This is a genomic window from Cupriavidus phytohabitans (assembly GCF_017815025.1).
Lineage (GTDB): Bacteria > Pseudomonadota > Gammaproteobacteria > Burkholderiales > Burkholderiaceae > Cupriavidus.
In genome coordinates this window covers 1-1,070 of sequence record NZ_JAGIQB010000204.1, presented here as the reverse complement: position 1 = coordinate 1,070, position 1,070 = coordinate 1, and the positions used below count along the sequence as shown (strand labels likewise).

The 1,070-nt window shown below is 63.7% G+C and carries 1 protein-coding gene; it reads left to right on the top strand.

Translation table 11 applies throughout. The features are described from left to right. On the top strand, positions 1–1,070 hold a 1,070-nt coding region (gene groEL, locus J8I34_RS34155; protein WP_209808580.1), incomplete at both ends, for a chaperonin GroEL.

Sequence of the window (1,070 nt, the reverse complement as noted above, 5' to 3'; positions counted from 1 at the left end):
GAAGACGGCAAGTCGCTGGCCGACGAGCTGGAAGTCGTGGAAGGCATGCAGTTCGACCGCGGCTACCTGTCGCCGTACTTCATCAACAACCCGGAAAAGCAAGTTGTCCAGCTGGACAACCCGTTCGTGCTGCTGTTCGACAAGAAGGTTTCGAACATCCGCGACCTGCTGCCGGTGCTGGAGCAAGTGGCCAAGGCTGGCCGCCCGCTGCTGATCATCGCTGAAGACGTCGAGGGCGAAGCCCTGGCAACCCTGGTGGTCAACAACATCCGTGGCATCCTGAAGACCGCCGCCGTCAAGGCCCCGGGCTTCGGCGACCGCCGCAAGGCCATGCTGGAAGACATCGCCATCCTGACCGGCGGCACCGTCATCGCTGAAGAAGTCGGCCTGACGCTGGAAAAGGCGACCCTGAACGACCTGGGCCAAGCCAAGCGCATCGAAATCGGCAAGGAAAACACCATCATCATCGATGGCGCCGGCGACGCAGGTGCGATCGAAGGCCGCGTGAAGCAGATCCGCGCCCAGATCGAAGAAGCGACCTCGGACTACGACCGTGAAAAGCTGCAAGAGCGCGTGGCCAAGCTGGCCGGCGGTGTTGCCGTGATCAAGGTTGGCGCTGCCACCGAAGTCGAAATGAAGGAAAAGAAGGCCCGCGTGGAAGACGCCCTGCACGCCACCCGCGCTGCGGTGGAAGAAGGCATCGTCCCCGGCGGCGGTGTGGCCCTGCTGCGCGCCCGCGCTGCGATCTCGGCACTGACTGGCGACAACGCCGACCAGAACGCCGGTATCAAGATCGTGCTGCGCGCCATGGAAGAGCCGCTGCGCCAGATCGTGCTGAACGCCGGTGAAGAAGCTTCGGTCGTCGTTGCCAAGGTCATCGAAGGCAAGGGCAACTACGGCTACAACGCGGCTTCGGGCGAGTACGGCGACCTGGTCGAAATGGGCGTGCTGGACCCGACCAAGGTCACCCGCACCGCACTGCAGAACGCCGCTTCGGTGGCTTCGCTGATGCTGACCACGGACTGCGCAGTTGCCGAAACGCCGAAGGAAGAGTCGGCTCCGGCAATGCC